This is a genomic window from Streptomyces cyaneus, assembly GCF_004028635.1.
In the GTDB taxonomy this organism is placed as follows: domain Bacteria; phylum Actinomycetota; class Actinomycetes; order Streptomycetales; family Streptomycetaceae; genus Streptomyces; species Streptomyces cyaneus.
On the sequence record NZ_RQJW01000005.1, the window covers coordinates 501,164 to 527,098 of the forward strand.

Genomic DNA, 25,935 nt, shown 5'->3' on the forward strand with positions numbered 1-25,935 from the left:
CGACGGGGGTTTCCGGTTGTGCGGTCGGTGCGGAAGTTTCGTGAGCTTCGTCACGAACTCCCGGCGGGGGCCGGGAAGTTCGTGACGCATGCCCTGTTTCGTTCCTGCTGCGCTACTGCGCTACTGCCCTACTGCCTGCTACCTACTGCACGTCGACGAAGTCACCCGTGGCGTTGACCGCCGGGGTCGTCGCGGTGCCCGCGAAGGAGTAGCGGAAGTAGCCGTCCGTGGACGCGGTGACCGTGGTCTTCAGGTCGCCGTAGGTGTTCGTCTTGATGGTCTTCAGCGTGGTGTAGGTGCTGGAGCCCTTCTTGCGGAACTGCAGCTTCACGGACTGGGTGGCGTAGCCCTTGTACGAGCCGAGGTCCCAGTTGGCGCGGGTGAGCTTGCCGGTGACCGTGATGGTCTTGCCCTTCTTCACGGGCTCCGGGGAGGCGTTGACCGTCAGCTTGGAGAAGCGCTGGAGCTTGGTGGTGGCCAGGTTGTCCTGCTGGGCGACGCCGACCTTGTTGAAGTCGATGTTCTCGCCGAACGGGTCCTGGTCGTTCCAGTCGATGACGTAGCCGAACGCCTTCCAGGTGGTGGCGTCGGCGTTGGTCAGCTCCTCGGCCGGGAAGATGTCGATGGTGCCCTTGCAGGTGGCGACCGTGGAGGAAGCCGCGGTGCACACCGGCCAGTCATCGCCGATCAGGCTGTTGCCGTTCTCGGGGTCGCCGAGCTCGCCCCGGTAGATCTCGACGTCCAGCCAGGTGTCGGCCGCGTTGAGGTCGACGTCCGCGGCGTGGGTGACCGTGTAGGTCACCGGGACGGTCACCTTGTTGGTGGTGCCGGCGACGATCGGCTTGCCGTTGTTGACCTTCACGTTGGAGAAGGTGGCGTCCAGGGCGTACGGGGTGCCCGTGTCCTCGGCGGCGAAGGTGCTGCGGGCGGGGCCGTCGGCGTCGGCCTGACGCGCGGCCTGCACGGCCGCCTGGACGTCGTCCTTGCCGTACGAAGGGGCGCCGTCGGCCTGCGCGGCCGGCACGACGAGGGCGGAGAGGGCCAGGGCGCCGGAGACGGCGGCCACGGTGGCACGAATGCGCATGCGATCTCCATAGGGAGAAAGGGCCCCAGCGTTGGTCGTTCCCTACGGCTCGTCGTCTCGCGGGGCCCAAGTGATCAGGGAGTCTGTTGACTCGGATGATCAGATTCGCGAAGGACACGAATGGTTGTACGGCCAGTGAAGAATTTGTGCGCGAGCGAGGGCCGCCACCGAAACCCGGAGCCGGCCCTCTCGCACGGTGCCTTGGATGTGCGCCGCTAGACCTTCGGCCACATGCTCTTGCCGGCCGCCAGTGCGCCCTTGCCGTCACCCGCGTACCAGCGCAGGTCGCCGTTGACCTCCACGGAGGCCAGGTCGGCCTTCCCGTCGCCGTTGAAGTCACCGCTCAGCAGCGGGCGATAGCTGGTCCAGTCCTTGCCGGACCACATCGAGCGAGCCTTGTCGAAGGTGCCGTCGGCCTTGCCCGGGTAGAGGCTCAAGCCCCCGTCGGAAGCGACAGCCGCGATGTCCTCCCGGCCGTCACCGTTGAAGTCACCCGTGGCGATGCGCTCCTTCTTCCAGGTCTTGTCCGGCCACATGGACTTCTTCTGGTTGACCAGGTTGCCGTCGGCGTCCCTCTTGTAGGTGTAGAGGGAGCCGTCCGGCCACTGGAACAGCGGGGTGTCGCGTCCCGGAGTGGCGCTGTGCAGAACGGCGGCCGGCAGCAGCTCCTTCCAGGTGGCGTCCGTCCAGAGCTTCTTCCTGTTCCATATGGGGAACGGCTCGCGCTTGTTCCCGATGAACAGGTCACCGCTCTCCCAGACCGTGATCACCTCAAGGCCCGGCGTGTCATCGAAGTTGCCCGCGAGGATCTGCTGCGTTCGGGAGACGCCGAGCCCGCCCAGGTGTGAGCCGAACTCCAGCGTGCCGTCAGGTCGGCCGTGGAAGACCTGGACCGTGCCGTTCGCCATGAGGGACGCGACGTCCGTGCGGCCGTCACCGTTGAAGTCCGCGGTCGTCATGGCGTCCTGGATGGACTTCTGGCGGGTGGTCAAACGCAGCCGCTGGACCCAGTCCGCGATGTCGTCGACCCGCGTGGCCACAGCCCCCGTGCGGGTCTCGTCGGAGTTGAGGCAGCCGCCGTCCCAGGACGCGCTGACCACGCCGACGACCTTGCCCTTGGCGTTGAGCACGGGCCCGCCGGCGTCTCCCTTGCACAGGGCGCTGCCGCTCGAGGCCGGCGAGATCGCCAGGGTCGTCGGGTTCACGAGGTCCACGCCGAAGGAACCGGTGTGGGCGCGCTCGGGGGTCCACTCCAGCTTGGTGCGGCCGTACCCGAGCGCCTTGAGCTGGTCGCCCTGGACGGGCGCGGCTGCGCTGACGGCGGCGTCGGTGATCTCAGGGAACGGGCCGTCCAGGAAATCGGCGGCGGTGGTCACGTCGTCGAGACGCGCCATGACCAGATCGCGGCCCGGGTAGGGCACGATCTCCCGCACCCCCTGCTTCAGCTCGGACACGCCCGGGACGGGCTGGTTGCCGTCGGCGGTGACCACTGCGGGCAGGGGCGGCTTGCCCCGGGTGAGCGCGGTCGCCTTCTGCGGGTCGGCGGCGAAGCAGCTGGCGGAAGTGAGGACCCACTGGTCGTCGACCAGGGTGCCGGAGCAGGCGCGTTCATTGTCGGTGCCGTCGGCGACGTGGACCTTGACCACGTACTGGTGAGTGCCGTCCGCGACCTGGTCGCCGACGACGGACTGGGCCGGGGCCGCGGCCAGCAGACCGGTCGTCAGACCGGTGGCCGCGAGTCCGGTGGCCCACAGCATGCGCGTCCTGGGGGGACGGGCGTCTTTCACGTTTCCCTCGAATCAGAAAGCCGGCCTCTCCGCGGTGCGCGGGGCCGCGCGGAAGAAGCGGAAGAACAGGTGAAGGTTCAGCGGGCCTGCCGCTCAGCGAGTCAGCCGGTCACCCGGAGTTCGACCAGGACCGACGGAGCGCCGCCGGCCCCCTCGCCGACGGACTCGAACCCGCCCTTGGGGACGCTGACCGAGGTGGTCTGGCCGTTGCTGGTCAGGTCGGCGCGGATCGGGTGGTCCGTGCCCGCCTCTACGGCGAAGACCTGGGGGAGCTCCAGGGTGAGGCGGCCGGTCTTCCCCATCGCCTTGAAGCAGTAGGTGCCGGCCCGGTTGACGGAGTCGTCCTTGCGCGTGAGCACCCGCATCTGCTGGGAGGCGGGGTCACAGTCGGCCAGGAGAATGCGACCGTCGCCCTTCTTCAGCCGGATTCCCTTCTCGGCAAGTATCCGGTCGGCACCGGGATAACCGTAGTCCTCGACCGCGACAGGCGGGTTCGAATCGGCTGGGGATTGCGGCGGATCATCGGCCGAGGCAGCGGAAATTCCAGCCAGCGTGATGCACGCGGCCGCCATTCCGAAAACAATGAGATTTCGGGCGCGAAAAGGCACCGAAGAGTCCCTTCGGGCGCGGATCCTCGCATCGAGAGTCCCCGCCAGGATGCGATGAAAAATGTGGACATGCGTGGGCCGCGACCGCACAGGGTCGCCAGATATGCCCGAATGATCCGGTTGCGCACACGCGCAACCGGCCCCCTTTTACCCCCTGTTGGATAAGAGCTCGCGGTCCCCCGGGCTGGTCAGGCCCACCGCAAAAGCAAAGTCGAGTCACAGAGTAAGGATGAAGCCGCCCGCCGTCAACTCTCAGCCAACCCACACCCCTTCGAGTGAACCCGCCTATGCTTACCCACCGACCATTCGGCGACTCACTATTCGGGGGTCGTCGCCGATTACCGAGACAGGTACTCAGTGAATCGAAGAACTGACCAGCTCGATACCACCGGGAAAGCAAAACGCCTGATACGCGGCACGGCAGTGGCTGTGTTGCCCATGGCGTTCGCCGCCGGTCTGCTGGGCCCCGCTCCGGCCTCGGCCGCCGACTCCTCCACCGGTTCCACCACTGCCGTCGCCGCTGCGGCGAGCACCGCGCCCTCCGACCGCGGCCGTGTCCTGGACCTGTGGAAGCAGGGCGGTCCCGGCCTGCGGGCCGCCGCGGAGGCCGTTCTCACCGGTGGCGACAACGACGTACGGCACTTCCTCGACGATGTCGCACCCGAGATCGCGTACCAGGACGACCGCGTCCAGACCGCCCAGCTCGTGAGCATCGGCGGGCAGGGCCTGCAGGAAGCCGCCCGCAAGGCGCTGGCCGGCAACGAGAACGATCTGAAGGCGTTTCTGAAGGACGGCTGGAAGGCGCCGTTGGAGCAGGACCAGCGCGTCCGCATCGCCCAGATCGTCGACGCGGGCGGGCCCGCCGTGCAGAAGGCCGGGCGCGCCGCGCTGGCCGGCACCACCGACGACATGACCGCCTTCCTCAACGAGGGACAGTTCACCCAGCGCGAGGACGACGAGCGGGTCCAGCTCGTACAGATCGTGAGCACGGGCGGCTCCAACATCCGGGCCGCCGGCCGGGTCGCTCTGGACGGAACCGCCGCCGACATCCGCGAGTTCCTCCAGGTCGGCCAGTACGTCGCACGCTCACGGGACCAGGAGCGCGCCACCGTCGCCCAGCTCGCCGCCCAGGCGAAGGAGGCCGGACGCCAGGCGAAGGCGGAGACGGCGGCGGCCAAGGACGCCTCGGCGCGGGCCATCGCGGCCTCGGCTCTGGCCAAGGAGGCGGCGCAGAAGGCCGCGGCCGAGACGGAGGCGGCCCGCAAGGACTCGGTGCGCGCCGCGGGCGCAGCCTCCCGTGCGGCCACCGCGGCCAACCAGGCCGCCCGGGCGGCCCAGCAGGCCATCGACGCGGCACGTTCCGCCAACAACTCGGCCCGCACCGCCGCCAACGCGGCCACCCAGGCCGCGTCAGCCGCGGCCGGCGCCTCCCAGGCCGCCAGCCGGGCACGCGGGGCGGCCGCCGCCGCGGCCGGGGACGCAAGCAAGGCGTCGGCGGCCCGCAAGGCCGCCGACGACGCCAACCTCGCGGCCAAGGGTGCCGAGGAGGCGGCGGACGCCGCCCACCAGGCCGGTCTCGCCGCGACCGCGGCCGGGGACGCGGCGAAGGCCGCGACGAGCGCCGGCAACAACGCCAACGCCGCCGCCGGCGCCGCGGAAAACGCCAGCCGCTTCGCGGACCAGGCCGGTGCCAGCTCCGCCGAGGCCCGTGCCGCCGCCGGGGCCGCGCGCGCCCAGGCCGCGGAGGCCACGCGGGCCGCGAACGCCGCCGAGAGCCTGGCCCGCAAGGCGGCCACCGCCGCCTACGAGGCCCGTGACGCGGCCAAATCCGCTGCCACGCATGCGAAGAACGCGGCCAAGGCGGCCAACGCGGCGGCAGATCTGGCCGGGCAGGCCGCGGACGCGGCAGCCGAGTCGACCGCCCACGCGAAGGCCGCCAAGGAGGCTGCGGACAACGCGAGCAAGGCGGTGGACAAGGCCCGAGCGGTGTTCAAGCTGGCTCGTGAGATCGAGGCCGAGGAGCTGACCGCTCGTACGAACGAGGCCGTCGAGCGAGCCAAGCAGCTCAAGGCGCAGCAGGAGCGGCAGCAGGCTGCGCAGGACCGGGTGGCGCAGGCGTCCGCAGACCTGGAGGCGGACGCGCGGCAGTTGAGCACCGCCGCCGCCGCACAGGACGTCGATGTGCAGCGGGTGGCCGCCGAGGGCCGTGACGTGGCGCTGCGCACGCTGAAGTCCCGTGGCCCCTGGAGCCGTGCGGCGGCCGAGGAGGCGCTGTCCGGCGATGCCGGCGACGTGGTGTCGTACGTCCGTTCCGGGCGTACCGAGGCCGCGCGGGACGACGAGCGGTCCCGGGTGGAGACGCTCGCCCTGGAGTCGCCGTCGGCGGCTGTCCGCGGCGGGGCCGAGAAGGCCCTGACCGGCAACTCGGCAGCGGTGGACGCGTTCTTGAAGGACGGTCAGTACGAGACGATGGCGCAGGACATGCGCGTCTACATCTCGCAGGTCATCGCGGACGGCGGCCCCGGCGTCCAGGAAGCGGGGCGCGGGGCGCTGAACTCAGGCTCCGTGGACCGGTTCCGCGCCTTCATCACCGACGGCCAGTACGCGGCCCGCACCGAGGACGAGCGGGTGCGCGCGACGCAGCTCATCAACAGCGGCGGCCCCGAGGTCAAGGCGGCGGCCCGGATCGCGCTGGAGGGTCCCACGCCGCTGCTGCACTCCTTCGTTCAGCGTGGCCAGTACCAGGCGCAGCGCAGGGACCAGCTCGCGGCGAGCCATGTCGCCCTGGTGCAGCAGATGATCTCCGAGGCCGATTCCGTGGCCGCGACCGCGCAGAAGAACGCGGCCGAGGCGGCCGAGGTCGCCGCGAAGGCCCGTAAGGCCGCTGAGGACGCCAAGAAGTACGCCAAGGACGCGGAGGAGTCGAGGAAAGCCGCCGAAAGGTACGCCGACGACGCCGCCAACTCCGCCAAGGCGGCGGAGAAGTCCGCGGCGAACGCCGCCGCCTCCGCCCGCACTGCGCGGTCCGCGGAGGCCAGCGCCCATGCGGCGGCGGCCCGGGCCGTCACCTCGGCCTCTCAGGCACAGGCGTCCGCGAACTGGGCCCGGGGCTCCGCCGACGAGGCATGGAGCGCGGCACGTCAGGCGCGGGCGTCGGAGATAGCCGCGGGCAAGGACTCGGCGGCGGCCGGCAAGGCCATGCTGGAGGCCTTCCAGACGGCGGTCACGAAGCAGATCCAGGAGGAGGCCGAGTTCCGCAAGAACGAGGAGGCCTGGCGCAACGCCCCGGACCCGGAGGGCCCGGCGGAGAAGCCCGACGAGGGCTGGGTCCCGGACTGGCTGGAGGACAAGGCGGACACCGTCCTCATCTACGGCGAGGCCATCTTCACCAACCCGGACCTCTGGGCCGGGCTCGCCGAGACGGGCACCGGCGTCCTGATGATGGGCGTCGGCGGGACCGGTGACCTCGCCGGCGGTGCCCTGTGCATCACCGGCATCGGCTGCCTCGCCGGCGCTCCGGCCATCGCCGCGAGCACGACCCTGATCGTCGGGGGCGGCTTCACCGCCGCCGACGGCATCGGCCGCTTCAACGACGGCCTGGGCCAGGCGCTGCGCGAGGCGCAGGCCAGGAGCAACGCGGTCCAGAAGGCGCAGACCGGTCCGGTGCGGGCGCCGAACAACCTGCCGGCGTTCCCCAACGCCGGCCGGGTCAAGGGCAAGACGCCCGTGCAGGGCGGGGGCCAGCTCCGCAAGCGCTGGAAGGACCCCAAGTCCGGTGAGATCTACGAGTGGGACTCCCTGCACGGCACCGTCGAGAAGTACAACAAGCGCGGCAAGCACCTTGGGGAGTTCGACCCGAATACTGGAGCCCAGACCAAGCCCGCGAACCCGAACTACAAGGTGAAGCCATGATGATCCTCCTCGTCGTCCGCTATCTCAAGGACGACGACCAGCCCGACGCCATCACCGACGTCACCGCCGTCGGCGGGGAGGCCTTCGGAGAACTCCTGGGGCTGCCGGCGGACCATCTGGTCGACGTGTATCCGCTGACGCAGAAGCACGCCGAGCGCGTCCGGGAGCTGACCGGCATCACGCTCGACCTGGAGAAGTACGAGTACTTCCTGGAGCCCGAGGAGGGCTGACGAGAACAGTGGGGACGGGCCGGCAGGACCGCCCCCACTGCTCATCGATGGAGATCACAGATTGAGCTACCCCTTCGAGTACGGCAACGAGACGCTCTGGGACGCGGGCTACCACGGCGGACAGCTGTACGCCTCCTTCGTCCAGGGAGCGGCCGAGTTCCTCGAGGTTCCGTCTGGTCTGACGCCCACCCGCGAGGGTGGCTGCGAGGTGGATCCGGCGGCGTTGCAGGACTTCACTGCGCGCATGTACGACCTCTACTGCTCCACCAATAGCGACGTGCTGCGGGGGCTCATGCAGGGCCTGCTGGTCACGTCGCTCGTCCTGATGGAGCGGGTGGGCACCGCCATCACCCTCCGGCCCGAGCACGAGGCGTGCTTGAGAGAACAGATGACGGCGTTCGCGCACTCCATGGCGTAGCAGGCCGAGGCTCAATGCGGACGGCCCAGTGGGAAGAGGGCGCCCCCGGTGACTCCGGCGGCGCCCTCTTACCCAGCGGTCACGCTCTCAGTCGAACCACCGATCCCGAGCCAACTCCCCCGTCCGCGAAGGATCCTCCAACAACGCCGCCACCTCGAACCGCCGCGGCCACTGCCCCGCCGCCCACGCGAGCCCGGCCGCGACACCCTCCAGGGTGGACGCGTGCAGCACCCCGTCATTTGTGAGCCGCCAGTCGATCTCCACACCGTCCACGACGAGCTCCTCGTGCTCGACGTACGACTGAGGCGTCCGCGCCCCCAGCAGCACCCGCACCGACTCCGGCACCTCATGCTCGGCGCCCTCACTCGTGACCTCCCCGGTGACGGACTCGCTCAGCCGCCGCACCTGGAACAGCTCGGCCAGTTCGGCGGCCCGGGACGGCCGTACAGGAAGCAGCGGCACACCCTCCGTGAAGGGCAGCAGATCCGGCGAGTCGACGACCACCGCGTCCGCCGCGTCCACGACCTCCACCCGCCCGTCGACGACCGCCCGCAGCTCGTCCGGCAGGGTCACCTGCTCAGGGTCCAGGTCGGCCAAGGCGCCGTACAGAGCGTGCAGTTGGGGCGAGGTGACGGGACGTTCCGGCTCGGCGAGCCGGTCGAGGAGTTCGGCGGCGCCGCCCGGCTCGTCGAGCAGCGCGGCGACCGACGTCCGCACGCCCAGCGCCCGCAGCACCTGCTCGTCCTCGAAGCCGGTCGCGTCGGCCTCGTCGTACAGGCCGCGCAGGAGCGGGTCGCCGCCGGAGGCCAGCAGGCCCGCCGGGCGACGGCCGTCCAGCACCGGGTTCCCCCGCAGCCACCAGGCCGTGTACGGCCGTACCACTTCGTGCGTGCCGTCGGGCAGCAGGATCCGCACCTGCTGGGTCAGCGCGTCCCGCAGGGGCGGCTGGGCGAGCAGGGCGAGGGCCTGCGGCCACTTGTCGTCGTCCACCAGGTCCAGATCGCGTACGGCGATGAGCTCGGTGGCGACCGGCGGTACGGGCGTGTCCGGGAAGCGGTCGAGGATGTCCTCGCTCCAGACGTCCACGGCGTCCAGCAGACCCGCGTCGTCGGGCTCGGCGAAGTCACCTTCGCGTGGCTCCAGTTCGTCCGGATCGAGGACGACGTCCGTGGCCCGGACGAGGGCGAAGTTGGCGAGGACCCCGCAGGCGGCGAGCGGCTGCTCGCCCCACTTCTCCGCCAACTCGGCGTCGACGGTGGCGAGTTCGTCCTCCCGCATGATCTGGGCGAAGGGGCTGCCGGGGAGGACGAGTTCGCCGGCGGGCGCCAACTCCCCGTCCTCGTCGGGCAGGGCGAGGGCGCCGAGCCACGGCTCGTCACCGGGCTCCAGGCCCGCGTCCCGCACCAGGGCGAGGACGGTGTCGGCCAGTTCCTCGGCGTCCGGGGTGTCCTCCTCCCAGCTCACGCCGCCGTCCTCGTCCAGGGAGGCGGCTACGGCGGCTCGCACCTGGGGCGTGGTGAGGACCGCGCGGGGCGTGGCCGGCAGGGCGCCGAGCTTCTCCAGGAGCGGGTGCGCTGCGTCCGGGTGGGCGACCTTGAGGCCGAGGCGGGCGAGGATCTCGGGGTCGATGCGGGCGCCGTCGGGGGTGGGGAGCAGGACCTGCCGGGGCCCGATGGTGGTGCGCCCGTCGGCGAGCGGTACCGGGAGGCCGGAGAGGCGGTCCGGGTCGACCCCGGCGAGGCTGTCGTAGAGCCGCCGCCACCAGCCGGGCTCCTTCTCCAGCCCGGCGAGCCGGTCGACGGCGTCGGTGAGCGGGACGCGGGCGACGCCCAGGGTCCGCAGTTCCACGCGTCGTTCGAGCCCGGCGGGTAGGAGGGTGGGCAGGACCTCGGCCAGCACACCCACCGTCTCGGTACCGGCACCTTCGACGACCTCGGCGTCACGCGGCCGCAGCGACTCGGGCAACTCGGGGTCGTGCTCGCGAGGCTCGACGGCGGGCGGCAGGAAGGACGTACGAGGCAGCCGCTCCAGGATCGCCTGGCGCAGGGCGCCGTCCAGTTCGCCCTTGCCGAGCGGCCCGGGCACGAGTCCGATGATGCCTTCGCCCACCGGGCGCCAGTCGGCGAGGAGCTCGGCGTAGGCGTCCGCCGCGCGCTGCACGAGGAAGTCGGTCAGCGGGCCGGGGGCGGCGTGGCGGCGGGTGGTGTCGAGGGGGAAGGAGGCGATGAGGAGGGCGGGGACGCCGAGGGGTTCGTCACTCGGGGTCGGCGCGTGCACGACGGGTGCGGTGCGGGGCCGGTCAGGGGTGCTGTCGGCGGCGTTGACGGGGACGGCCCAGGTGAGCGACCAGTGGGGCCGCAGTCGCTCCTCCACCGGGCGGTCGACGAGAAGCTCGGGCGTGAGCGGGCCGTTCGCGGCAACCGTACGCCAGTGGGTGACGCCGTTGTCGGAGTCCTCCACGACGGTGAACGGGCCGTCGACCCGGCGCCGCAGCGTGCGCGGCTCGCTCTCCCCGACCTCGACCACGACCTCCTCCAGGCCGGGCAGGGCGAGCAGCAGCGCGTCGTCGACGGCGTGCAGCAGCCGCTCGGCGAGATCGGCGGCGGCGGTGTCGCGCAGGGGGAGGATGACGGCGGTGTCGTACGGGTCCGGGGCGGTGCCCTCGGCGGCGAACGGCAGCCGGAGGAGCGGGACGTGCCCGTCGCGGCGCCGGATCTCGTCTCCGAGGCCGGGACTGTGCCGGGCGACGTCCTGGGCCAGTTCCCGGGATTCGGCGAGGCCCCACCGGACACCACCGTGCCGCCCGACGACGGCGGGCTCGTCGGTGACGGCGATGACGGCGGCGAAGCCGACACCGAACCGGCCGACGGCGCCTTGCTGCTGGGCGTCCCGCTTGGCGGAGGCACGGAGGGTGGACAGCGACTCGACGCCGGCGGCGTCCAGCGGGGCGCCGGTGTTGGCGGCGACGAGAACCCCGTCACGGAGGGTGAGCCGAAGCCGCCCGGCCACTCCCGCCCTGGCGGCGGCGTCGGCGGCGTTCTGAGCAAGCTCGACGACGAGCCGGTCCCGATACCCGCCGAGGACGAGATCCTCCTCGGCGTTGGCGTCCTCGCGGAAACGGGCGGGGCTGGTGGCCCAGGCGTCCAGCACGCCGCGGCGCAGACGGGCCGTACCGAAGGGGTCGGCACCTTCGGGGGCGGGCCGCACGAACTTGCTCACGTTGACTCTCCTCATCGGCGTGATGTTGAAGGTACCGCTTGGGGAGCGGGGCACGGAGCACAGGATGCGCGCTCATCGGGAGCCTGAGGCGACTCGCGTCACTCGGTCAGGAGTCCCCGAGCCGAGCCGGTTGATCATGTAAACGTCTCATCTGCACGGGGAGCGCCGGACAATGCTGGACCTGATCAAGGAGGCCCTCGGTCAACTGGTCACGCTGGTCGTCGGAATCGTCCTGCTCGTCTGGTGGATCGGCGGTCCGGCGGTCCGGCCGTGACCGCCATCGTCTGGAGCGGGGGCGACAAGAACCTCGCGCTCCAGTTCCTGGCGGCCTGGGCGGTCATCACCGCGCTGTATCTCACGGCATCCCGACTGATCCGCCGCGCCCGCCGCGCCTGATCCGCCCACCCGACATCCCGGCCAGGCCGGCCAGGACCGCCGCCGGGACGGTCATTCACTCGCGGCACTCGGCGTGACCGTTACGTCGGATGCGTCAGAGTCCGAAGAATCCGAAGAGCCTGAAAAGTCTGAAGACTCTGAAGAGTCCGCATCCTGGACAGCTCGTCGACGCGCACGCAGCCACAGGGCCCCACCGCCGCCCGTGACCAGTGCGAGGGCAATTCCGCCGGTCAGCCACCACAGCCATGGGGCGCTGCCATGCGTCTTGCCCGAGACCGTCATGAGCTCGAGCTCCCTCGATGTGTCGACCGAGGGGAAGTCCCGCGGCAACGTGATCTCGTCGTCCTCGCTGAGGATCTCGTTGTTCGCGCGGAAGTCGTCCAAGTCCTGGTAGCTCTTGCCCTCGTGGTCCACGATGCCCACGATGCCGTTCGGTCGGCACACCAGGAACAGCGTGATCGAATCGAGCCCCTTCTTGCCCTCGTGAGTGACGATGACCTTCTGGGCGTACACCTGACCACGGGATTCACACCGGGTCTGCGCCACGGACGAACCGCATGTGACCATCAGCAAGGCGAGCGTCATCGCGGCCGTGAACAGCACGTGGACGGTCATGCGGATGTGCGTCTTCCTGCCGGACACCAGCGATCTCCTCTCGATCAGCCGATCACCGACGGCAGTGTCACGGCACCCGCACGGGACCCGTCCCGGGGAATCGACACTCTTGCCCAACTCGCTTGCTGGGTTCGCAGTTGACTGCATAGCATCGCGTTCACTATCGCGAATCGAACACTGTTCCGGTGCTTGGGGGGCCTGGCGTGACGTTGGTGATGGCGGTGGCAGCCGTCTGGGGCGTGCTGCAACTGTTCGCGCTGTCCTGGCCGACGCGTTCGGTGCGCCTGTCGACCGTGCTGCTGGCGCTGGCAGTGGGCGTGTACGGGTGCGGTGTGGCGACGGCGTTGGTGCAACTCGCCTACACCCGTATCTACGCAGATCAGTCGGGCCAGTCCCTCGTGACGGTGGTGAACACCACCAGCTACACGGTGGCCCCTTGGCTGGAGGAATTACTCAAGGTCGCCCCGCTGCTGCTGGCGGGGCTGAGCCTGCGGGTTCGCCGACAGTGGGGGCTTACCGACTTCGTGGTGGTGGGTGCGGCTCTGGGGGCGGGGTTCGGGCTGCTGGAGGCGGTTCTCCGGTTCGGCCTGGACGCGGACCGGGCGATCGTCCGCGGCGAGGGCTGGATCGTCCCCGACAGCCTGTCACCGCCCTATGTTCCGGGCCTGGGGCAGGTGTTGACGTCCTGGCTCCCGGCACCGTTCAGCCAACTGGACCTGGGCGGCCCTCCCGTCACGGAAACGTTCACGCACCTGGTGTTCACGGCCATGGCCGGCTTCGGCGTCGGGCTGCTGTGGCGCGCACGCGGTTGGGTACGCCTGCTGTCGACCCTTCCGATCGCGGCCGCCGCCGTGCATCACGCGGTGAACAACTACGCGGTACAGGAACACACCGGCTGGGCCAGGGAGTGGCTGGAGTCCCTGGACGGGCTGGCGTGGGCTGCGCCCCTCGTGTGCCTGGCCATCGCCATGGCCGTGGACGTACGCCAACTCCACCACGGCAAGCGCACCGTGCCCGACGTACTCCTCACCTCCGAGCGCGCCGAAGGCGACAGCCTGGGCGCCCTGCTGCGCTACGCGGCCTGGCGTCTGCCATGGAGCCTGCTGATCGTCCTGCGCTACGTCAGACTGCGGCGCTCCTTGCTGTACGCCGCCGCGTCGGCGCCGTCCGAGGCCACCGGGGAACTTCGCCAGGTCGTCGAGGGGATCACGGCCCGGATGGACGCGTCCGACAACCAGCGCGCCTGGCAGACGCTGAACATCCGCACGTGGCTGAAGGCGAGCCGGGCAGCCCGCCGTTCGCGGGAGCGTTGGCTGTTGCTGATCCCGTGCGTGCTGATGCTCCCCTCGCTGCTGTTCCTGGGCATCGGCTCATTCACCTCCACCGCCGGCCTCCAAGAGTTCTTCAGCACCGGTGCCGGGCCGAAGATCCTCATGGGCTTCGGCATAGCCGCCCTGGTCTGGATCGCCTACCAGCTCACGGTCCTGCTGCGCAGCTGGCAGCAGGTGTCGGCACAGCCGATGGGTGAACTGCTGGCGGCCCACCGCTTCCGTCTCGGAACCGCGCTGGGAGCGGCGACCACCGGCGTCCTGCTGCTGTGGCGCGGGCTCGGCGACGCGGGCCCCGACGGCAGAGCCATCCGCACGCTCCACCTCCTCGACACCCTGAACACCTTCCTGGTCTACCTCGGCTTCGCCCTGCTCCTGCTCTCCCTGCTCGCCCTGTTCCCTCCCGGAGGGCTCGCGCTGGCCGGGGGTGGCGCGGTCGGCGCGCTCACAGCCGAGGCGGCCCTCAACGCCGGCCTCCTCGGCACGGCCGGGCTCGTCCTCATGGGGTTGGGCGCCTCGAATGGGTCCGGCGGGGACTACAACGCGTGGCCGAGGAACAAACGCAAGGGGCGTCAAAAGCCCGAGCACCGGGCTGATGTCCGCGGTGACGAAGGCAAGAGCCTTGGCGGCAAGAGCAAGGCCCATACGATCGACAGGCACGTCGACAAGACCATTGCCGGCATGCGTAGGCGCTTCCGTGAGGACCCGGATCTCACAGCGGACTCACGCTACGTCGACACCGATGCGGCACAACACTTCACCGACAAGACTCTCGCCACCAAGGAGAACCAACGGAAGATATCTTCCTGGCTAGCCGATGGGGCGAAACGACCGCTGCGACTGGAAGCAGAGTTCACCGAAAACACAGGACTCCACCTCACTCGCTACGACTTCACCCACGGGCAACCGACGAAGTGGGTGAGAGGGGTTCGCGTCATCCTCAAGGGCGACCCTTCGGCGCCGTCCGGATACCGCGTCCTCACCTCGTACCCCCAGCCCTAACACGCACACTTGGAGCCAATCAATGAGTCCGGCACTTCCACCAGGGCAGCGATTTTATGAACTCGCCGACCTACTAAAGGCCTATGCGTACACCGGCTTCACATTCACCGACACCACAGAAACCCCGGGCCCTGGCCTGGCCTCTTATCTCAGGATCGCCGCACGGGATCCTGTACGCGCCGAAACGGCCGTCCATCAAATCGAGGACCTACTCTCCGTTGGCCTCTTCTCCGAAGAAATCGCAGATGACGTAGAGGATCTACCACACATCCGCCCTCCGATGGGCATAAGCGTGGAGGACTGCCTGCGCATCACGAGGGACCACCTCTACCGACTCCTGCAAGATCCGTCACGAATTCCCCAGATGAACCCGCAGAACTCTTGGGAATGGAACGAGCGATTCCCCGAGTTGAGCCAGTTGCTCGGCGCATACTTTCACCGGGATTTCTCCTACATCTACGATTCTCGCGATGAGGCTCTCGATGAGTACGTCAGCCAGTCCGAACCGGAAGACCGTGCGCAGGCAGCGCAGGAGATCACTGAACTCCTGACCATGGTGTCCTCGGATCAGGAACTCCACACTGCGACCACAGCGTTGGGGCTCGACCTTCTGCCACCGGATGGGATGTCACACCGGCAATGGCTGGAGCTGATCCGCCAGAGAGTCACTGGCGGGAATCAGCCCTCCGACGCGTAGGTGACGAAAGCAGCCCAGGCCCGCGGCGCGAGGGCGAGTCGGGGGCCGGCGTCGCGGTGCTTGGAGTCGCGGACGTGGATCGCGCGGGGCGCTACCGCGATCTCGACGCAGGACTCGCCATCGGTGCCGCCGCTGTAGCTGCTCTTGAACCACGCCAGTTCGGAGGCGTCCCCGGCGGAGGCCTTGCGCATCATGTCTCTCCCAGCAGTCTCTCGATGAAGGCCAGCGACCCCCGTGGCGGGAGGGCCTGCGCCCGGATAGTGCCATACCGCAACTCAAGGATGCGGAGCTGCCTCGGGTCAGAGACAGGCCGCCCGTTGAACTTGCCGTCGGAGCGCCCCACCGCCGTACCATCCGGAAACTTCAGCAGCTCGATCCTGCCGTCCAGCCCTGGATGGGCATCGGTGTTCGTCGGCATGACCTGAAGCGTGACGTTGTTCAACCGCCCTACCTCCAGCAGACGTTCGAGCTGCTGTCGCCACACCATTGTGCCCCCAACCTGTCGACGCAGAGGGGCCTCTTCCAGCACGAAGTGGATCGACGGAGCCGGGTCCCGTTCGTAGACCGACTGCCGGGCCAAGCGAGCGGCCACCATACGTTCCACATCGTCCGGCGCATACGGCGGTTGCGCTGCCTCGATCAGGGCCCGCGCGTGCTCCGGCGTCTGCAACAGCCCAGCGATGATGTTGCACTCGTACACGCCGATCTCGGCCGCCTTCTCCTCCAGCTTCCCCAACTCCCGAACCTTCTTGGGGTACCGGACCTTCTTGACGTCCTCCCAAGTCGCCGCGATGAGCCCACCCGCCCCCAACACCTCGTCGGCCCTGTCCAGGTACTCCTGCCTCGGGATCCGCTTCCCACCCTCGATCTTGTAGACCAGGTCTTCCCCGTACCCGACCGCCTTCCCGAACTCGGCGGCCCGCATCCCCACCGCCTCCCGCCGCAGCTTCAGCTGTCGCCCGACGGTCGCGATCACCGCCACACCCCACTCGTCGTCCGGATCCACCTCCCAACCCGGCTCATCCGCCTCCGTCTTGAGCCGCCCCGCGTCCGCCTCAACCGACATCCCGAACCCCTCCGTCGTACCGCCGCAGTGCAGCAGCGCCCTACCCATACGTAACGCCCCGACAGACCGGACACGACCGGACAAGCTCCGGACAGTCACCGTACGCACCCGCTGAGTCACTGTTCACGGTAAGCACGCACCGCAACTCTGAGTGACGTGAATCAGAAATCCGCCGAACTCATCACCCCCACCCGCCGCTTCAGCCTGCAACTGTCCTCGACCCCACGCGGCGCCCGCCTCGCCCGCCTGCTCACGGCCGAGCAACTCCGCAGCTGGGGCCTGCCATTGGACCCGGCGGCGCACATCGTGGCGGAACTGGCGGCCAACGCGGTCACCCACGGCAGAGTCCCCGGACGGGACTTCCGGCTCCTCATTCACGCCGCCGGCGACACCGTCCGCATCGAGGTGACCGACACGCGCGCCGACCGGCTACCGGACACCGAACTCTCCACCGCCGAAGCCAAGTCGGGCCGCGGCCTGGTCATCGTGGCTGCCCTGGCCGACCGCTGGGGCGTCACACCGGGGCTGCCGCCACGCAAGACGGTCTGGGCCGAAGTGGACCTCGCACCGGAACCCGGAAGCCCGCGCTTCGGTGGCGCAAGCGATCAACCCAAACAAGAAACAAAGGTCAAAGCACCCCACCAAGCCCCACCCCTCCCGCCCCCGGCTCAAACTCACCCACCCGGGTGAACATCACCAACTCGGCTGGATTCGGGACAGGTTGCCTGCCTTACGCTCGCCGCAACACAACCGCAGACATGCAACGGCCCTCGCCGGGACGGCAATCCCAGTGCGAGGGCCTGACCACCAAGGAAGAAAGCCCCTTCCCGATGGATACGCAGAACCCTAGCGCGCCCCCGCGCGCCCAGTCCCGGCTTGCAGCCAACAACAACCCGAACCAGCGGCACCCTCACTCCGGCAGCGGCCTGGTCCACGACAACACCCGCCACACCACCCGCTTCACGGTGATCGGCAACCACCTCGCCCAACACCCGGAGCTATCCGCCCTGGCGATCGGACTGGCCGTCTACATCCAGTCGCTCCCCGCAGGCGCCCGCGTCGACATCAGGACCCTCGCCGCCCGCTTCCCCGAGGGCACGACCCGTATCGCCGCCGCACTGCGCGAGCTGGAGACCCACGGCTACCTGCGCCGCGAACGCAAGCGCATCCCGAACGGCCGCATCATCACCCGCACGATCTCCTGCAACCAGCCCGGCCACCGCCACGCCGAGGCCCACCCGGCCGCGCCCCGGAAGAAGCGAACCCCGGCACCCCGCAAACCCCTCCCCGCCGTACCCCAACCCGCCTACCCGGCCCCGACCCTCCTCCAGACGGCCACCGACCTCCTCGCAGACCTGCGCCACCACGACCCCCGCCTACTGCTCAGCGAGCACGACACAGCCCACCTGGCCCCCGGCGTCGCGGCCTGGCTGGAACGGGACCTCACCCCCACCGCCGTACGCCACGCCCTGACCACCGACCTGCCACCCGAGCCCCTGTGCCGCCCGGCAGCCCTCCTGGCCCACCGCCTCACCACCCAGCTGCCACCCCCACCCGCCTTCCGCGCACCCGCACCACCGCCGCCCGTCCGGCACCCCTTCCAGACCTGCGAAGACTGCGACCGCGCCTTCCGCGCACCGCTGCCCGGAAGCTGCCGCGCCTGCCGTACGCCCGATCCCGCACAGGCCGCCTGAGCGGCTACCTCGTACCCAACGAAAGGCCCGTAACCGCACCATGGTCAGCTCGTCCCACGAGGCGATGCACCGCATCTTCCAGGACTATCCGGGGCTCTTCTCCCGGGTCTCCGAGGTGCTGGGCATCGAATTCGCCCCGCCCACCTCAGTCACCGTCCTTCCCAACGACCTCACCGAGGTCAGCCCGGTCGAACGCCGTGTGGACACGCTCCTGCGGCTGGAGACGGAGGACGACGAGGAAGCCTTTACTCCTCGCGGTCGAGGCCCAGGGCAAGCAGGTCCCGGACAAGCCCGCGAGCTGGGCGTACTACGCCTCGTACTTGCTCACGAAGTACCGGCTGCAGCCGATGCTGCTCGTCATCTGCCAGGACCGCGCCACCGCGGAATGGGCCGCCCGCCCGGTCGACTTCGGCCCTCGTCAGTGGCCTCTGCTCACCCTGCGCCCGCTGGTCGCGGGACCGCACAACATGCCGGTGATCACCGATCCGGCCGAGGTCCGCAAGGACCTCGCGCTCGCCACACTGTCCGCGATCACCCACGCCAGGAATCCGGACGTCGGGGCCATACTGAAGGCAGTGACGACCGTTCTGCAGGACACACCCCGAACCGTCACCGACCCGATCATCGAACTCGTCGCACGAGGCCTGGGCAAGCACCCGGCCGCAGAACTGTGGAGGAAACTGGTGGCCGTGGACCTCTCTTTCTACAAGTCGCCCCTCTTTGAAGAAGTCCGGGCCGAGGGCGAGGCACGACGCGCTGCCAAGGACGTCCTGGCTGTCCTGGCTGAACGAGGCATCGACGTCCCGGAAGAAGCCCATCAGCGCATCACCAGCTGCGGCGACCTGGAGATCCTGCACCGCTGGCTCCTACGCGCCGTCACGGCTCCCTCCACCGACGAGATCTTCGCGGACGAGTAGCTGGTGGCCGTGGACCTCTCCTTCTACAAGTCGTACATCGCAGAAGAGATCCGGGACGAAGGCCGTGCCGAGGGCGAGGCACGACGCGCCGCCAAGGACCTCCTGGCTGTCCTGGCTGAACGAGGCATCGACATCCCGGAAGAAGCCCGTCAGCGCATCACCGGGTGCGGCGACCTGGAGATCCTGGACCGCTGGCACCGTCGCGCCGTCACCGCCCCGACAGCAGAAGAAATCTTCGAAGCCGAGTAGTCAGCGGCCATAGTCGGCGGAGCGGGCGGACCTCGCTAAGAGTGCCCCAGCTCCGCCGCATCCTCGTCGGAGACGACCGACACCGACCCCGAATCCGGCGCCGGACGCAGCGGGAAGGGGTCCACCCGGGTCTCGTCGATCACCGGCGGAGCCGGGCGCGGTGGTGAGGGCATGACCGCCGCCTCCGAGTGGCCGCCGCAGCCGTACGTCAGGGACACCACCCGGCCGTCCGCCGGGGAGAACTCGTTCGCGCAGACGCCGAAGGCCTGGCCCAGGGAGCCGCCGATCGGGGCCAGGAAGCCGCAGGTGACGCAGGAGGCCGGGGCCGCCTGGGCCATGGGGGTCTTCGCGCCGAACGCCTCCTCCCAGCGGTCCGCGGCGACGTGCAGGCCGTAGCGGGACAGGACGCGGGCGCGGCGCATGCCCAGTTCCTCGGCCACCGCGGCGATGGAGCCGCGGGTCGGGGCCATCGGCAGGTCCGCGGGGACGCCGGCCGTGACGTCCGCGTCCTCCGCCTCCACCAGCTCCGCCATCTCGTGCGACACGGCAGAACTCGGCACCGGCTCGTCCTCGCCGGAGAACCCGGGCTCCAGGCGCAGGTCCTCGGCGTCCGTGGGGAGCAGGTCGCCGGGGCCCATGTCGCCGGGGCGCAGCCGCTCGCTCCACGGCACCCACTCGGGGGCCAACAGCGCGTCCGGACCCGGCAGCAGCACCACCTCGTCCAGCGTGACGACCTTGGCGCGGGACGCGCGGGCCACCGTCACCGCCCAGCGCCAGCCGCGGTAGCCGAGTTCCTTGCACTCGAAGAAGTGCGTGACAACGCGGTCGCCCTCGGAGACCAGACCCGCGTGCTCGCCCACGACGCCGGGCGCGGCGGCCTCCTCGGCTGCGGTGCGGGCGAGGTCGACTGCCTCGGCGCACAGACGGTCGGGGGTGCGGCTTCGCGTTGTCGCTGCGCTCACAGGTATCGCTTCTCTCCTACGCCGTCTCTCGGGTGCGGTGCCTTAAGGCGGTGGAGCGAACGGAGCGGACCTGTGGGCCGCGTCGACGTCCGCATCCGAATCGCGCTCGGGCGCACCTACGTCATCCATTGTGCGGGATGGCTGAGATACGCACGCTACCTGTTCGCGAGCGCTGGGCCTACACCGACGGCCCTTTCACCGCTGCGCGGCGGGTGCCGAAACCGCGCCCGAACCGCGCCCACGACCCGAGAGTCACCCTCCGTCGACCGGAGACCTTGCCCTCCATTGCCCTCCATACGCGCCGTAACCGCACTACCCACCCCCATCTCGGGGCACTATTGCGTCGTGGCAACCGCGAAGCCGCCCCAAGGAGCCACCGGTGTCGGTGGGGCCAAGGGGGGCCGGAATCGAGGTGGCGGATCGGGCCGGACGCGCGGCTCCTTCCGTGCGGTCGGCCGTGCCCTGCACTTCCCGTTCACCGGCACCGCCCGCGGCATCCGCAAGGCCACCCACGCGCACGGGGCGGGCGAGTCCGGCCTCGGCAAACTGATCGAACTGCACGGGGTGAACGGCGCCGGGGACATGATGATCACCGTCGCCCTCGCCTCCACCGTCTTCTTCTCCGTCCCCACCGACGAGGCCCGCGGCCGGGTCGCGCTCTACCTCGGCATCACCATGGCGCCCTTCACGGTCCTCGCGCCCGTGATCGGCCCTCTCCTGGACCGTCTCCCCCATGGCCGCCGCGCCGCGATGGCCGGCGCCATGTTCGCCCGGGCGATGCTCGCGCTGGTCCTGTCCGGGGCGGTCGTCACCGGCAGCCTCGAGCTGTATCCGGCCGCCCTCGGGGTGCTGGTGGCCTCCAAGGCCTACGGCGTCGTCAGAAGCGCCGTGGTCCCCCGGCTGCTGCCACCCGCGTTCTCCCTGGTGAAGGCCAATTCCCGGGTCACCCTCGGCGGCCTCCTGGCCACCGGAATCGCGGCGCCCATCGGCGCGGGACTCCAGGCGCTCGGCGCGCGCTATCCGCTGTACGGCGCCTTCGTGATCTTCATCGCCGGCACGTTCCTGTCGTTCTCCCTGCCGCCGAAGGTCGACTCGGCCAAGGGCGAGGACACCGCGCTGCTGGCGGCCGACGAGCAGCATCTGCACGGGCCGCACCGCAAGCCCGTCAAACGCCCCGGGCTGCGCACGGTCGGCATCGCCGTCACCCACGCCCTCGGCGCCAACGCCTCCATCCGCTGTCTGACCGGCTTCCTGATCTTCTTCCTCGCGTTCCTGCTGCGCGAGCACCCGATGTCCGGCCAGAGCGCGGCCGTGTCGCTGGGCATAGTGGCGGCCGCGGCCGGGATCGGGAACGCCCTCGGTACGGCGGTCGGCGCATGGCTGCGCTCCCGGGCCCCCGAGATCATCATCGTGACGGTCGTGGGCTTCGTGCTGCTCGCGGCGCTCACGGCGGCGATCTTCTTCGGCGCGATTGTGGTGGCGTTCCTCGCGGCGACCGCAGGCTTCGCGCAGGCGCTGGCCAAGCTGTCGCTGGACGCGCTGATCCAGCGGGATGTGCCCGAGCTGGTCCGTACGTCGGCGTTCGCGCGCTCCGAGACGCTGCTGCAGGTCTCCTGGGTGCTCGGCGGCGCGGTCGGCATCGTGCTGCCGCTGCGGGGCTCCCTGGGCCTGCTGGTGGGCGCGGCGATCGTCGCCGTCGGCTGGCTCACCACCATCAAGGGTCTGATCGGCTCGGCCCGGCACGGCGGCCACGCACGGCCACGCGTGGACTGACACGCTCGCTGCGCCCCCGTGACGTACGGCACGCCGCCCCCGCGTAGAGAGAGCGTCACACGGGCCCGATAGCCTTCGCCCATGACCATGCAATCCGTAGTGCGACGCCGCCGCGCGCTCGCCGCCGCCGGCGCCGTTTCCGCCGGACTGCTCGTCCTGTCGGCCTGCGACAAGCCGACGCCGATGGCGACGATCACCGTCGGCACCTCCTCCGTCAACGCGGAAGCCACCTGCGGTGGTGAGGGCGACGCCCTGAAGACCGCGGACCTGGCCAAGTGCCTGAAGGACAAGGACATCAAGTCCATCAAGGTGGACCCCGACGACACCGTGCGCTTCGGAGTCGACCCGGAGATCGCGGACGAGGGCTGGACCGTCCTCATGAACGGTCAGCCGCTCACCGACTCCAGCAAGAAGACGTACCGCACCATCCCGGGCAGCGTGTTCTTCAACGCCCAGTACGGCGCCAGCGGCGACTCGACGCTGGTGTCGATCAAGGAGGGCGAGCAGGACGTGAAGGGTCTGTGGTCCTTCAAGCTCGAGAAGGACAGCTGACTACGTCTGCCGTACGTGTCCTGGTGGCCACCGCGGTCCCCGCTGAGCGGGACGCGGTGGCCCAGGCCCTCGCGCGACCCGGCATCGACGTGATCGCCGCCGGCGTCGGCCCCGCCCTCGCCGCCGCCTCCACCGCCACGGCCCTCACCACGGCCGCCCTCGAAGGCGCCCCCTACGGCCTGGTCGTCTCGGCCGGCATCGCGGGCGGCTTCGCGCCCCACGCCCCCGTCGGCGCCCTCGTGGTCGCCGCTGAGATCACCGCCGCCGACCTCGGCGCGGAGACCCCCGACGGCTTCCTGCCCGTCACCGAGCTGGGCTTCGGCACCGTCACCCACCGTCCGCCCGAAGCACTCGTACGAGAGGTCGCGACCGCCACCGGCGCGCGCCCCGGCGCGATCCTCACCGTCTCCACCGTGACCGGCACCGCCGTCCGCGCCGCACAGCTCCGCGAGCGCCACCCCACCGCCCTCGCCGAGGCCATGGAGGGCTTCGGCGTCGCCGAGGCCGCGGCCGCGCACCGCACGCCCGTGCTGGAGCTGCGCGCGGTCTCCAACCCCGTCGGCCCGCGCGACCGCGCCGCCTGGCGCATCGGCGACGCCCTCGCCGCCCTCACCGAGGCCTTCGGGAAGCTCGCACCCGTCCTGGAAGGTTGGCACCCGCATGACCGGTGAGCAGCAGCAGCGACAGCCTCTGCAGATCGCGTACTCCCCGTGCCCGAACGACACCTTCGTCTTCGACGCCCTCGCCCACGACCGCGTCCCCGGCGCCCCCGCCCTCGACATCACCTTCGCCGACATCGACATCACCAACGGCATGGCCGAGCGCGGCGAGTTCGACGTGCTGAAGGTGTCGTACGCCGTGCTGCCGTACGTCCTCGGCGAGTACGCCCTGCTGCCCTGCGGGGGCGCGCTGGGCCGGGGTTGCGGCCCGCTGGTGCTGACGCGCGTGGCGGGGGTGGACCTGACCGGCCGTACGGTCGCCGTACCGAGCGAGAAGTCGACGGCGTACCTGCTGTTCCGTCTCTGGGCGGCCGACACGCTCCCCGGCGGGGTCGGCGAGATCGTGGTCATGCCGTTCCACGAGATCATGCCCGCCGTGCGGGACGGCAAGGTCGACGCGGGGCTCGTCATCCACGAGGCACGCTTCACGTACCAGAACTACGGCCTGCACAAGCTCGCGGACATGGGCGAGCACTGGGAGAACACCACCGGGCTCCCCATCCCGCTGGGCGCGATCATCGCCAAGCGCTCACTGGGCGCAGCCACGCTGACGCTGCTGGCCGACTCGATCCGCACCTCCGTACGCGCCGCCTGGGACGACCCCGAGGCCTCCCGCCCGTACGTCATGGAACACGCCCAGGAGATGGACCCGACCGTCGCCGACCAGCACATCGGGCTGTACGTCAACGAGTTCACCCACGACCTCGGCGTGGACGGCTACGCGGCCGTACGCGGCCTGCTCACACGTGCGGCGGCCGAGGGGCTGGTGCCGGCGCTCGGGCCCGCGGCGCTCTCGTTCCCCTGAACCCGAACCCGCCCGCTCAGCAGTCCTGTTGGGCCGGCTCGTGGTCGCCGTCGGCCAGGGATGTGCGGGGCGGCCACTGGGCCAGCGACAGCATTCCCAGGACCTTGCGGATGAGGTAGACGGCCAGCGGCAGCTCCACGCACAGCGCGAGCCCGGCCGACAGCCAGACGTCCGGGGTGCCGAGGGCGAGCGACACGTCGAACCACGCGTCGCAGATCAGCAGCGCCGCCGTCGCGGTGGCCGCCACGGCGACGGCCCGGTGCCGACGCCAGCCGAGCAGGGCGGTGCACGCCATCGCGAGCACGAGCAGGACGTCGAAGCGCACCTCGGCGGACGGGGCCCGGGTCGTGGCCCCGCCGTCGAGTTCGGTGCGTATGTCGCTCACCTCGGCCGTTTTGCGGGATTACACGTCGAGTTGGTCGGCGACCGCGCGCAGCAGGCCCGCGATCTTCTTTCCTGCGGCCTTCTCGGGGTAGCGGCCCCGCTCCAGCATCGGGGTGATGTTCTCGAGGAGCGTCGTCAGGTCCTGGACGATGGACGCCAGTTCGTCCGGCTTCTTGCGGGTGGCGGCCGCGACCGACGGGGTCGGGTCCAGGACCGTGACCGAAAGTGCCTGGTCGCCGCGCTGGCCGGCGACCACGCCGAACTCAACTCGCTGGCCCGGCTTGAGTGTCTCGACTCCGGCGGGGAGGACCGAGGAATGGACGAAGACGTCACCGCCGTCGTCACGGGAGAGAAAGCCGAAGCCCTTCTCGCTGTTGAACCACTTGACCTTGCCGGTAGGCACGTCTGTCCTCGTCCTCGTACTCGTCGGAAAACTGCTTCTGAAAACGGCTCTTGATAGCACTACAGCGGGTCGACCATGACCCGCCGCTACCAAGGCTAATGCTCCCGGAGCCCGTGACAAGACGTCGCCCGGTTGTTCCTTCGCGCAGGGAACTACCCTGGTCCGGTGCGTGACAAAACCCAAACGAATTCCGCCGCTCCCGGCGACCGACTGATCCGTGCCGGTGCGGTCGTGTTCTTCATCGGTGCCGTGGCCACTCTGGTCACGGTGGCCCCGTTCCTGCTCGGTACGACGCCATTTCCGACATACATGTTCGGACTGAGCATGCTCATGGGCGTCGGATTCCTCGTCGCCGGAGCCGGTGTGTTCCGGTCGATCGCGGCCGGCCGGCGTCAGGCGCGCGGCGTCCCGTCGAGGTAGCCGGCGAGCCAGTCCGGGAACCGCGTCAGGTCGGTGAGGACGACGTCCGCGCCGAGCGCGCCCAACTGATCGGCGCTGTAGGGGCCGGTCGCCACGGTGACCGACAGGGTGCCGGCCGCGCGGGCGGCGCGTACGTCGCCCTCGTGGTCGCCGACGTAGACGCCCGCCCCGTACTCGCGCAGGGCCTCCGCCTTCTGCTCGGCCCACAGGTTGCCTATGACCGCGTCGGGCTGGATGCCGAGGTGTTCCAGGTGCAGCTTGGCGTTGGGCTCGTACTTGGCGGTGACGACGATCGCGCGTCCGCCCGTCTCCCGTACGGCGGTGATCGCCTCGCGGGCGCCGGGGAGGGCGGGCGTGGCGGCGATGGCGATCGTCGGGTACATCTCGCGGTACAGGTCGGCTGTCGCCGCGACCTGCTCCGCCGGGAACCAGTTGATCAGCTCCTCCTCCAGCGGTGGCCCGAGCCGCGTGATCGCCAGGTCGGCGTCGACGTACGTCCCCGTCCGCTCGGACAGCGCCGTGTAGCAGGCGTGGATGCCGGGGCGGGAGTCGATGAGGGTCATGTCGAGGTCGAAGCCGACGGTGAGTGCCATATGGGCCATTGTGCCCAGGTGGGGGGAGAGGCAGACGCGGGGTGGGTGTGATGTGCGCCCAGTAGCTCGGACCTGTTCCTCGTCCGGGGACTGCCGGGGGTG

General features: G+C 70.2%; 24 protein-coding genes and 2 pseudogenes. 15 read left to right on the top strand and 11 right to left on the bottom strand.

The genetic code is table 11. From position 1 onward, the window contains the following. Positions 1–142: 142 nt before the first annotated feature. From EHO50_RS20850 to EHO50_RS45130, 3 genes are all read right to left on the bottom strand, one after another. Complete coding sequence (locus EHO50_RS20850; protein WP_128431954.1) at positions 143–1,084, bottom strand: hypothetical protein; 942 nt, start codon at positions 1,082–1,084, stop codon at positions 143–145. Positions 1,085–1,299: 215 nt separating this feature from the next. Further along, positions 1,300–2,841: an FG-GAP-like repeat-containing protein gene (locus EHO50_RS20855; protein ID WP_128431956.1), complete on the bottom strand. Its 1,542-nt coding sequence runs from the start codon at positions 2,839–2,841 to the stop codon at positions 1,300–1,302. Between the two features lie 131 nt (positions 2,842–2,972). After that, positions 2,973–3,443 carry a hypothetical protein gene (locus EHO50_RS45130; protein ID WP_246101281.1) on the bottom strand — a complete coding sequence of 157 codons (471 nt, stop codon included), beginning with the start codon at positions 3,441–3,443 and terminating at the stop codon, positions 2,973–2,975. A gap of 459 nt (positions 3,444–3,902) precedes the next feature. Here EHO50_RS45130 and EHO50_RS45650 point away from each other — a divergent pair, with 459 nt between their 5' ends. From EHO50_RS45650 to EHO50_RS20875, 3 genes are all read left to right on the top strand, one after another. Continuing rightward, positions 3,903–7,391: a colicin E3/pyocin S6 family cytotoxin gene (locus tag EHO50_RS45650; RefSeq protein WP_281288226.1), complete on the top strand. Its 3,489-nt coding sequence runs from the start codon at positions 3,903–3,905 to the stop codon at positions 7,389–7,391. Next, complete coding sequence (locus EHO50_RS20870) at positions 7,388–7,621, top strand: DUF7683 domain-containing protein (RefSeq protein WP_128431958.1); 234 nt, start codon at positions 7,388–7,390, stop codon at positions 7,619–7,621. Before EHO50_RS45650 ends, EHO50_RS20870 begins: the two co-directional genes overlap by 4 nt. A gap of 61 nt (positions 7,622–7,682) precedes the next feature. Next, positions 7,683–8,039, top strand: a complete 357-nt coding sequence (locus EHO50_RS20875; RefSeq protein ID WP_128431960.1) for a DUF6086 family protein — start codon at positions 7,683–7,685, stop codon at positions 8,037–8,039. Between the two features lie 87 nt (positions 8,040–8,126). Here the strand turns inward: EHO50_RS20875 and EHO50_RS20880 are convergent, their stop codons facing one another. Next, complete coding sequence (locus EHO50_RS20880) at positions 8,127–11,258, bottom strand: sacsin N-terminal ATP-binding-like domain-containing protein (RefSeq protein WP_128431963.1); 3,132 nt, start codon at positions 11,256–11,258, stop codon at positions 8,127–8,129. A 270-nt stretch (positions 11,259–11,528) separates the two neighbouring features. On the opposite strand from EHO50_RS20880, the gene EHO50_RS45655 reads away from it, so the two are divergent. Then, positions 11,529–11,654 (top strand): hypothetical protein, encoded by a 126-nt coding sequence (locus EHO50_RS45655; protein WP_281288227.1) that lies wholly within the window; start codon positions 11,529–11,531, stop codon positions 11,652–11,654. Positions 11,655–11,705: 51 nt separating this feature from the next. On the opposite strand, the gene EHO50_RS20885 is transcribed toward EHO50_RS45655, so the two are convergent. Further along, positions 11,706–12,296, bottom strand: coding sequence for a hypothetical protein (locus EHO50_RS20885; protein WP_128431965.1), 591 nt, complete (start codon positions 12,294–12,296; stop codon positions 11,706–11,708). 176 nt (positions 12,297–12,472) lie between these two features. Between EHO50_RS20885 and EHO50_RS20890 the strand changes: the two genes are divergently transcribed. Both EHO50_RS20890 and EHO50_RS20895 read left to right on the top strand, forming a co-directional pair. Further along, positions 12,473–14,599, top strand: a complete 2,127-nt coding sequence (locus tag EHO50_RS20890; RefSeq protein WP_128431967.1) for an RNase A-like domain-containing protein — start codon at positions 12,473–12,475, stop codon at positions 14,597–14,599. Positions 14,600–14,621: 22 nt separating this feature from the next. Continuing rightward, positions 14,622–15,296: a contact-dependent growth inhibition system immunity protein gene (locus tag EHO50_RS20895; RefSeq protein WP_128431969.1), complete on the top strand. Its 675-nt coding sequence runs from the start codon at positions 14,622–14,624 to the stop codon at positions 15,294–15,296. On the opposite strand, the gene EHO50_RS20900 is transcribed toward EHO50_RS20895, so the two are convergent. Together EHO50_RS20900 and EHO50_RS20905 are read right to left on the bottom strand one after the other, a co-directional pair. After that, positions 15,278–15,490 (bottom strand): DUF397 domain-containing protein, encoded by a 213-nt coding sequence (locus EHO50_RS20900; protein WP_128431971.1) that lies wholly within the window; start codon positions 15,488–15,490, stop codon positions 15,278–15,280. The two genes, EHO50_RS20895 and EHO50_RS20900, sit on opposite strands and share 19 nt — an antisense overlap. Beyond that, positions 15,487–16,362: a helix-turn-helix domain-containing protein gene (locus EHO50_RS20905; protein WP_128432557.1), complete on the bottom strand. Its 876-nt coding sequence runs from the start codon at positions 16,360–16,362 to the stop codon at positions 15,487–15,489. The genes EHO50_RS20900 and EHO50_RS20905 overlap by 4 nt, the downstream gene beginning before the upstream one ends. Positions 16,363–16,518: 156 nt before the next feature. Between EHO50_RS20905 and EHO50_RS20910 the strand changes: the two genes are divergently transcribed. From EHO50_RS20910 to EHO50_RS20925, 4 genes and pseudogenes are all read left to right on the top strand, one after another. Further along, positions 16,519–17,052 carry an ATP-binding protein gene (locus EHO50_RS20910; protein WP_128431974.1) on the top strand — a complete coding sequence of 178 codons (534 nt, stop codon included), beginning with the start codon at positions 16,519–16,521 and terminating at the stop codon, positions 17,050–17,052. A 140-nt stretch (positions 17,053–17,192) separates the two neighbouring features. Beyond that, positions 17,193–18,056, top strand: a complete 864-nt coding sequence (locus EHO50_RS20915; RefSeq protein ID WP_128431976.1) for a helix-turn-helix domain-containing protein — start codon at positions 17,193–17,195, stop codon at positions 18,054–18,056. A gap of 40 nt (positions 18,057–18,096) precedes the next feature. Continuing rightward, a pseudogene (locus EHO50_RS20920) lies at positions 18,097–18,973 on the top strand (hypothetical protein). Then, positions 18,974–19,222 (top strand): annotated as a pseudogene (locus tag EHO50_RS20925) (hypothetical protein); the annotation flags it as partial. Between the two features lie 35 nt (positions 19,223–19,257). On the opposite strand, the gene EHO50_RS20930 reads toward EHO50_RS20925, so the two are convergent. Beyond that, complete coding sequence (locus EHO50_RS20930; protein WP_128431981.1) at positions 19,258–20,184, bottom strand: DUF3027 domain-containing protein; 927 nt, start codon at positions 20,182–20,184, stop codon at positions 19,258–19,260. Positions 20,185–20,529: 345 nt separating this feature from the next. Here EHO50_RS20930 and EHO50_RS20935 point away from each other — a divergent pair, with 345 nt between their 5' ends. The 4 genes from EHO50_RS20935 to EHO50_RS20950 all read left to right on the top strand — a co-directional run bounded on the left by EHO50_RS20935 (position 20,530) and on the right by EHO50_RS20950 (position 24,033). After that, complete coding sequence (locus tag EHO50_RS20935) at positions 20,530–21,957, top strand: MFS transporter (RefSeq protein WP_128431983.1); 1,428 nt, start codon at positions 20,530–20,532, stop codon at positions 21,955–21,957. An 81-nt stretch (positions 21,958–22,038) separates the two neighbouring features. After that, positions 22,039–22,509 (top strand): DUF2771 domain-containing protein, encoded by a 471-nt coding sequence (locus EHO50_RS20940; RefSeq protein WP_128431985.1) that lies wholly within the window; start codon positions 22,039–22,041, stop codon positions 22,507–22,509. Between the two features lie 23 nt (positions 22,510–22,532). Continuing rightward, the gene (locus EHO50_RS20945; RefSeq protein ID WP_246101283.1) at positions 22,533–23,180 is read left to right on the top strand and encodes a futalosine hydrolase; all 648 of its coding nucleotides are present in this window, start codon (positions 22,533–22,535) and stop codon (positions 23,178–23,180) included. Then, on the top strand, positions 23,170–24,033 hold the full coding sequence (locus EHO50_RS20950) for a 1,4-dihydroxy-6-naphtoate synthase (protein WP_128431987.1): 864 nt from the start codon (positions 23,170–23,172) through the stop codon (positions 24,031–24,033). The genes EHO50_RS20945 and EHO50_RS20950 overlap by 11 nt, the downstream gene beginning before the upstream one ends. Before the next feature lie 16 nt (positions 24,034–24,049). Here EHO50_RS20950 and EHO50_RS20955 read toward each other — a convergent pair whose 3' ends face one another. Together EHO50_RS20955 and EHO50_RS45660 are read right to left on the bottom strand one after the other, a co-directional pair. Continuing rightward, entirely contained in the window at positions 24,050–24,418 is a 369-nt protein-coding gene (locus tag EHO50_RS20955) for a hypothetical protein (RefSeq protein ID WP_246101286.1), read from the bottom strand. A gap of 18 nt (positions 24,419–24,436) precedes the next feature. After that, entirely contained in the window at positions 24,437–24,820 is a 384-nt protein-coding gene (locus EHO50_RS45660; RefSeq protein WP_128431989.1) for a cold-shock protein, read from the bottom strand. A 165-nt stretch (positions 24,821–24,985) separates the two neighbouring features. Between EHO50_RS45660 and EHO50_RS20965 the strand changes: the two genes are divergently transcribed. After that, positions 24,986–25,240, top strand: a complete 255-nt coding sequence (locus tag EHO50_RS20965; RefSeq protein ID WP_128431991.1) for a hypothetical protein — start codon at positions 24,986–24,988, stop codon at positions 25,238–25,240. On the opposite strand, the gene EHO50_RS20970 is transcribed toward EHO50_RS20965, so the two are convergent. After that, positions 25,213–25,842: an HAD family hydrolase gene (locus EHO50_RS20970; RefSeq protein WP_128431993.1), complete on the bottom strand. Its 630-nt coding sequence runs from the start codon at positions 25,840–25,842 to the stop codon at positions 25,213–25,215. The two genes, EHO50_RS20965 and EHO50_RS20970, sit on opposite strands and share 28 nt — an antisense overlap. Between the last annotated feature and the right edge of the window lie 93 nt (positions 25,843–25,935).

What these genes read in the sequence shown, in the direction of transcription:
- EHO50_RS20850 (WP_128431954.1), bottom strand. Translation starts at nt 1,084, where the DNA reads ATGCGCATTCGTGCCACCGTGGCCGCCGTCTCCGGCGCCCTGGCCCTC.
- EHO50_RS20855 (WP_128431956.1), bottom strand. Translation starts at nt 2,841, where the DNA reads ATGCTGTGGGCCACCGGACTCGCGGCCACCGGTCTGACGACCGGTCTG.
- EHO50_RS45130 (WP_246101281.1), bottom strand. Translation starts at nt 3,443, where the DNA reads ATGGCGGCCGCGTGCATCACGCTGGCTGGAATTTCCGCTGCCTCGGCC.
- EHO50_RS20870 (WP_128431958.1), top strand. Translation starts at nt 7,388, where the DNA reads ATGATGATCCTCCTCGTCGTCCGCTATCTCAAGGACGACGACCAGCCC.
- EHO50_RS20895 (WP_128431969.1), top strand. Translation starts at nt 14,622, where the DNA reads ATGAGTCCGGCACTTCCACCAGGGCAGCGATTTTATGAACTCGCCGAC.
- EHO50_RS20900 (WP_128431971.1), bottom strand. Translation starts at nt 15,490, where the DNA reads ATGATGCGCAAGGCCTCCGCCGGGGACGCCTCCGAACTGGCGTGGTTC.
- EHO50_RS20905 (WP_128432557.1), bottom strand. Translation starts at nt 16,362, where the DNA reads ATGTCGGTTGAGGCGGACGCGGGGCGGCTCAAGACGGAGGCGGATGAG.
- EHO50_RS20915 (WP_128431976.1), top strand. Translation starts at nt 17,193, where the DNA reads ATGGATACGCAGAACCCTAGCGCGCCCCCGCGCGCCCAGTCCCGGCTT.
- EHO50_RS20940 (WP_128431985.1), top strand. Translation starts at nt 22,039, where the DNA reads ATGACCATGCAATCCGTAGTGCGACGCCGCCGCGCGCTCGCCGCCGCC.
- EHO50_RS20950 (WP_128431987.1), top strand. Translation starts at nt 23,170, where the DNA reads ATGACCGGTGAGCAGCAGCAGCGACAGCCTCTGCAGATCGCGTACTCC.
- EHO50_RS20970 (WP_128431993.1), bottom strand. Translation starts at nt 25,842, where the DNA reads ATGGCCCATATGGCACTCACCGTCGGCTTCGACCTCGACATGACCCTC.